The following is a 6,401-nucleotide window of genomic DNA, read 5'->3' as shown; positions in this document are numbered from 1 at the left end:
CACCCCCCACCCACCCAGGGGCGCGGGGAACTGCGCGACAAGCCACAACGGCGCTGCAGCCGACAACGAACCCAACCGCCCAACCGCCGGAGCCCTACCTCACCGGCAGGTGGTACGCGATCCGGTACCGATCCGCCGGTACCACCACATCCGCCGTCTCGACCGGCCGGTCCGACGCATAGAACGTGCGCTGGATGACGAGCACCACATGCCCAGGCACACCCCCCAGCGCGGCCAGCTCCTCCGCGAGGCCGGGGCGGGCGCCCACCTCCTCCGTGACGTTGTCCACGATCACGTCGATGGCCGCCATGCGCTCGGCGACACCCATGCCGCCGAGCGGGCCCTCCTCGGGGAGCATCACCGGCGTACGGCCGGTGACGGCGATCGGCTCCCAGGACGTGGAGAGCATCATCGTCTCGCCCGCGTCCCGGAAGACGTACTTCGTGCACATCACGCGGTCGCCGGGCTGGATGGCGAGCCGTTCGGCGATCGCGGCGCTCGCCTCGCTCTGGCGGCTGTACGACTCCCATGTGCCGCGTGCCTCGGCGTCGGCCTGCTCCTGGCGGAAGGGCGTCGCGCCGCGCTCCGGCCGGTACCCGGAGCGGGCGATCCGGCGCGGCACGGGGCGCTCGCGCACATACGTACCGGACCCCGAGCGGCCCTCGACCAGCCCCTCGGCCATCAGCACCTTGCGGGCCTCCAGGGCGACCGTGTCCGAAACCCCGTACTCCTGGCGGATCCTGGCCTGGGACGGGAGCCGGGTGTGCGGTGGCAGCGAGCCGTCGACGATCTTCTTGCGGAGATCACCCGCGACACGGAGGTACGCCGGCTGCTCACCGAATGCCACTGGGCCACTCCCATCAGGTTGTACAGACAGCAACAGCCTGGCAACCCTGGGTTGCACGAAGCAAGCGAGGGCCAGAGAATCACTCGATGTGATGACAGACGGCCGGGTGGGTCTTTACCAGGCACTTTCTCTCCGCTATAGCCACCGTCACACCTCGGCGGCGCCACCCCCGGTGCCGCCCTCGGTGTCACCGTCGTCCTCGTAGGAGGCCGGCGGCTTCGTGGCGAGGCCCAGAGCCTTGCGTGCGGTGACCGTCTTCTTGGGGTCGGTGAGGTCCGCGCCCTTCTCGTAGTGCTCGTAGAAGACGTCCGCGTCGGCGGCCCTGCCTGCCTTCAGCCACTCCTTCTGGGCCGCGTCGAGGTTCTTGACCAGCGCGGCGACCGGACCCTGCGCGTCAGCGGGCCAGTCGTGGCCGCGGAGCAGGCCGGCCTGCTCGGTGAGGGCGCCGGAGACCCGTATCGCCCACTGCTTGTGACCGGGCAGGTCGTCCTCGACGTACTCCTCCGCGGGCGCCGACTCCATGGCCTCGTTGAGGACGTGAGCCGCCTTCAGATACGCGACCTGGTCGGCGTCGAGCACGGTCTCGTCGCGACGCAGCGAGCCGGTCAGGCTGCCCGTCTCGTCCGTGTTGCCGAACAGGCAGCTGATCTCGCGGTCGCCCAGGTCCCAGCTCTCCGGGGTCGGGGTGAAGTAGTAGATGTCGACGTTGTCCGGCACGGCCCAGGCGTCCATCGCGTAGGCGTGCTGAAGCGTGTAGCACTTGTCGTCGGCGGTCTGCGTGATGGCGTCGTCGCCGGGGTAACCGCCGTCCTTCATCTGGAAGTTCGCGAACACCTCGCCGTCGTGCTCGCCCTCGCACGGCACCTTGTCGACGTCGTACGCCGTGCCTTCCATCGAGCCGGCGGGCGCATCGAAGCACTCGCCCTTGGCCACGGAGAAGGTCGCGCCCTCCTGCACGCCCTCCTTGAATCCCTCCCAGAACCCGGACGTACCGCCGGTGACGAACGCGAGCAGAATGACCGCGGCGCCGATCCCGGACGTGACCATCCCGGCGATCGCCATGCCCTTGCCGCGCTCGCCCTTCTTCCTGATCTGCGCCAGCGCGATGATGCCGAGGATCAGCCCGATCAGAGGCAGGAAGCAGAGGATGCCGAGGACGAGCGCCGCGATGGCGAAGCCGTTGACGGGAGCGGGACGGTTGTACGGGGAGTAGCCCTGGCCCCAGGGCTGGTAGCCGTACGGACCTGGCCCCTGTCCCTGGCCGGGGTACGCGCCGTACGGACCCGGAGGCGGGTACTGCCCCTGGGGCTGCTGGGGCCCAGGAGCCCCAGGGGGCGGAGGTATGTCCACTAGTACCGTGCTCCTCGTCCGGTGGTGCCGGGAACTGACGTACGACGTGTACGACTGGGCGCATGGTAAGCGCGGTGTGGACGGGGGCGGAATGCAGGTGACGAATGGGGCGATCCGGGCTGTCAACGAGCTGACGGCCAGGTGGGCCGGGGCGGCGTCCGGCGGCACGGTCTTCTCGGCGGCCGGGGTGTGGCCGCTGCTCGCCTTCCTGGCGGACGGAGCGGAGGGTGCGGCGCGCGCGGAACTGGCCGAGGCGGTGGGCCTGCCGGCCGACGAAGCGGCGTCCGCGGGGCGGGAGTTGCTGAGTGCCATGGGCGGGATGCGAGGCCTTGACTCGGCCCTCGGGCTGTGGACGCAGCGGACGCTGGAACTGCGGGAGGAGTGGGCGGCGGGGCTGCCCGCGGAGACGCACGGAGTACTCACGGGCGATATGGAGGCCGATCACGGGGCGCTGGACGCGTGGGCGGTACAGCGGACCGGTGGCCTGATCGAGCGCATGCCGGTCGCGCTGACGAAGGACACCCAGTTGGTCCTGGCGAGCGCGCTCGCCCTGCGCACGGAGTGGCAGTACCCGTTCGAGGAGTGGCCCGTGAGGCCGCGCTCAGGGCCGTGGCGCGCACGTACGCTCCTGGGGCTGCGCCGCAGCAGCGTCCTGCTGGACCTGGTCGGCGTCGCGGACACACCGGAGGGATACGTCACCGAGCTGAAGGTGCCGGGCACCACCGGTATCGATGTCCATCTCCTGCTCGGCGAGGAGCGTATGACTCCGGAGCGGGTGCTGGGTGCGGGTCTGGGCCTCCTCGACCGCAGGCACCCGGCCGTACCGGGCCCTCAACTCCCGTACGGCGACGCGGGCCCCGGCCTGCGCGTCAAGAAGGAACGCTGCACGAGGCCCCAGCCGCCCAAGCTCGACGTCACGACGATGGCGTACGACATGACGGCGCACCACGACCTGCTGGAACTGCACCGGTTGTTCGGTCTCACGACGGCGCGCGACGCCGCGCACGGTCACTTTCCCGGAATCAGCGGCTCCCCGCTGGCCATCGGATCGGCCCAGCAGTCCACCATGGCGAGGTTCGGCGCCCTGGGCTTCCGTGCGGCCGCGGTGACGGCAGTCGCCGCCCAACCCACCGGCGCACCGGCCGGACCCGGCTACATGACCACCACGATCAGAGCCACCTTCGACCGGCCCTTCGCCTTCCTCGCCGTCCACCGCACCTCACGCCTGGTCCTGGCGGCAGGCTGGGTCACGGACCCGAAGCCGTACCGCCAGGACGAGGGTTGAGAGCGAAGGTTACTGATGATGAGCCGGTGAAGACGATCTACTGACGAGGGCTCAGAACTGCAGCGCCCATGAGTCGATCCGCCCGGTGTCCTGCGCGGCGTTGTCGCTCACCCGGAGTTTCCACGCCCCGTTCGCGACCTCCGACGAGGCGTTCACGGAGTACGTGGTGTTGATGTTGTCGCTCGAACCGCCCGTGCCGTACGCCTTCAGCGTGTAGGCCGTGCCGTCGGGGGCGATCAGCTGGATCTGGAGGTCGCCGACGTACGTGTGGACGATGTTCACCGGCACGCTCAGGGCCGAGGGCGCGTTGCCCGCGACGCCGCTGACCGTGAGCGGTGACTCGACGGTGGCATTGTCGGCGATCGCGTAGTCCCCGGTGTTCTCGAAGCGCGAGCCGGTGGGCGGCGGTGTGGTGCCGCTGCCGACGCGCAGCAGGCGGTTGGGCGAGCCGGTGCCGGGGCTGGTGACGACTCCGGTGGTGGCGGAGTTGACGAGTGCCGTCTGGACCGCGGCGGGGGTGGCGGTGGGGTTGTCCGCCAGGTGGAGCGCGGCGGCTCCGGCGACGTGCGGGGTCGCCATGGACGTACCGGAGATGGTGTTCGTCGCGCTGTCGCTCGTGGCCCAGGTGGAGGTGATGGAGGAGCCCGGGGCGAAGAGGTCCAGGACGGTGCCGTAGTTCGAGTAACTGGCCTTGGCGTCGGTGTTGGTGGTGGCGCCGACGGTGATGGCCTCGGTGACGCGGGCGGGCGAGCGGGTGCTCGCGTTGGTCGTCTCGTTGCCGGCCGCGACGGCGTACGTGATGCCGGAGGCTATGGAGTTGCGTACGGCGGTGTCGATCGCGGTGTCAGCGGTGCCACCGAGGCTCATGTTGGCGACGGCCGGCTTGACGGCGTTGGTCGTCACCCAGTCGATGCCCGCGACGACCTGCGCGGTCGTGCCCTGCCCCGAGTTGTTGAGCACGCGGACGCCGACGATCTTCGCCTTCTTCGCGACGCCGTACGCCGTGCCGCCGACCGTGCCCGCGACGTGCGTGCCGTGGCCGTGGCCGTCCTGGGCGGTGTTGTCGTTGTCGACGGCGTCGTAGCCGTACGAGGCCCGGCCGCCGAAGTCGCCGTGGGTGATGCGGACACCGGTGTCGATGATGTAGGCGGTGACGCCCTCACCTGCGGTGTCGTCATATGTGTAGCTCTGGTTGAGCGGGCGGGCCGCCTGGTCGATGCGGTCCAGGCCCCAGGAGGGCGGGCTCGGCTGGGTCGCCTCGATCGTGAAGGTGCGGTTCTGGACGACGGAGGCCACGGCCGGGTCGGCGGCGAACCTCTTCGCCTCGGCCTCGGTGGCCTCGACCGCGTAGCCGTTCAGCGCCTTCTTGTACGTACGCTCGATCTTGGCGCCGTACTCCTTGGCGAGGGCCTTCCCCTCGGCGGAACCGGCCTTCGCGGCGTCCGCGTCGAGGGTCACGATGTAGCTGTTCGCGATCGTCCCGGGCGCGTCCGCGTACTGGACGGGGCCCACGGGGGCCGCGGCGGCCTGGGCGGGGAGAGCGGTGACGAGGCCGGCGACAAGGGCTGTCGCACTGATTCCGGTGCCGATTCCGGCGAGTCTTCGCCGGGCATGACGCATCACTGCCATCTGAGGGATCCTCCTCAATCGGTGGCGCGTTGGTGGGGGGTGGTGCCGGTCGGAGCACACGCAAGTGGTGCCGGTCGAGCACACAGAAGAAGACACAGAAGAAGACAGGGTCATGCCAAGTTCGGTGACAACCCTGTGCGTCAGCCGAAAGATTGAGGCTTCCACAGGATTTACACAAGGGCCCTGCACGGACGTAACACAGGCGCCACCCGCCAGTCATGACAGAGCGCCACCAAATCCCACATCTAACCTGCGCGTATGGCTCCCCTCCCCGATTGCTTCTGCCCGAAGGACGGCACGCGCGTCCCCACGGACTCGCTCGCCTGGTGCTGCCCGGTCTGCCGCGGCCCGCTCGATCTGGACTTCTCGCCGACCCCCGCGCCCCTCAAGTCCCTTGCGGGGCGGGCGAACTCACTGTGGCGGTACGCAGAGTGCCTCCCCCTGGGCGCACCGTCGGTGTCGCTGGGCGAGGGACGTACGCCGCTGGTCCCGCTGAAGGACGGGGTGTCGGCCAAGCTGGACTTCCTGATGCCGACGCTCTCCTTCAAGGACCGCGGTGCGGTGATGCTGGCCGAGCTGGCCCTGCGGCTGCGGCCCCGGCGGGTCATCGCGGACAGCAGCGGCAACGCGGGCACGGCGGTCGCCGCGTACTGCGCCCGCGCCGGGTTGCCGTGCACGGTGTATGTCCCTGACGGCACGTCGCCCAAGAAGCTGGAGCAGATCGGGGCGCACGGGGCCCGGCTCGAGGTGGTTCCCGGCGACCGCGAGGCGACGGCGCGGGCGGCCCGGGCGGCGGCGGACGAGGAGGGCACCTTCTACGCCAGCCATGTCTTCAACCCGTACTTCCTGCACGGCACGAAGACGTACGCCCACGAACTCTGGGAGGACCTCGACGGACGGCTCCCCGAGGTCCTCGTCGTCCCCGTCGGCAACGGCACGCTGCTGCTCGGCACGGCTCTCGCGGTGGCCGAACTGCACGCGGCGGGCCTGATCGACCGGCGCCCCGCGCTGTACGCGGTCCAGTCCGCCGCCGTGGCACCCCTCGCCCGCGCCTGGGAGGAAGGCGCCGACGACCTGCTCGACACCACACCGATGGCGCCCACTCTCGCGGAGGGCATCGCAATTCCCCGCCCGCCACGGGCACGGCAGATCCTGCGGGCGGTACGGGAGTCCGGAGGCACGTTTCTGACGGTGACGGAGGACCAGATCCGGCATGCCCAGCGGGACTTGGCGTCGAGGGGGCTGTTTGTGGAGTCGACGGGGGTGGCTTGCTGGGCGGCGGTGCGGGAG

Annotated in this window: 5 protein-coding genes; 2 read left to right on the top strand and 3 right to left on the bottom strand. The window is 70.3% G+C overall.

All coding sequences use genetic code 11. From position 1 onward, the window contains the following. Positions 1-94: 94 nt before the first annotated feature. Complete coding sequence (locus G5C60_RS48835) at positions 95-847, bottom strand: GntR family transcriptional regulator (RefSeq protein WP_165270455.1); 753 nt, start codon at positions 845-847, stop codon at positions 95-97. Positions 848-994: 147 nt separating this feature from the next. Continuing rightward, the gene (locus G5C60_RS48830; RefSeq protein WP_165270453.1) at positions 995-2,197 is read right to left on the bottom strand and encodes a DUF4190 domain-containing protein; all 1,203 of its coding nucleotides are present in this window, start codon (positions 2,195-2,197) and stop codon (positions 995-997) included. A gap of 91 nt (positions 2,198-2,288) precedes the next feature. Between G5C60_RS48830 and G5C60_RS48825 the strand changes: the two genes are divergently transcribed. After that, the gene (locus tag G5C60_RS48825; protein ID WP_165270457.1) at positions 2,289-3,482 is read left to right on the top strand and encodes a serpin family protein; all 1,194 of its coding nucleotides are present in this window, start codon (positions 2,289-2,291) and stop codon (positions 3,480-3,482) included. A 51-nt stretch (positions 3,483-3,533) separates the two neighbouring features. Here the strand turns inward: G5C60_RS48825 and G5C60_RS48820 are convergent, their stop codons facing one another. After that, positions 3,534-5,111: a S8 family peptidase gene (locus G5C60_RS48820; RefSeq protein WP_165270451.1), complete on the bottom strand. Its 1,578-nt coding sequence runs from the start codon at positions 5,109-5,111 to the stop codon at positions 3,534-3,536. Between the two features lie 258 nt (positions 5,112-5,369). Here G5C60_RS48820 and G5C60_RS48815 point away from each other — a divergent pair. Then, positions 5,370-6,401, top strand: a 1,032-nt coding sequence (locus tag G5C60_RS48815; protein ID WP_165270449.1) for a threonine synthase, incomplete at its 3' end; no start/stop codon positions are given.

Origin of the sequence: Streptomyces scabichelini (assembly GCF_011045015.1) — a bacterium.
GTDB lineage: Bacteria > Actinomycetota > Actinomycetes > Streptomycetales > Streptomycetaceae > Streptomyces > Streptomyces scabichelini.
The sequence above is the reverse complement of the archived record's forward strand: the minus strand, read 5'-3'. Positions and strand labels throughout refer to the sequence as shown.

What these genes read in the sequence shown, in the direction of transcription:
- G5C60_RS48825 (WP_165270457.1), top strand. Translation starts at nt 2,289, where the DNA reads ATGCAGGTGACGAATGGGGCGATCCGGGCTGTCAACGAGCTGACGGCC.
- G5C60_RS48820 (WP_165270451.1), bottom strand. Translation starts at nt 5,111, where the DNA reads ATGGCAGTGATGCGTCATGCCCGGCGAAGACTCGCCGGAATCGGCACC.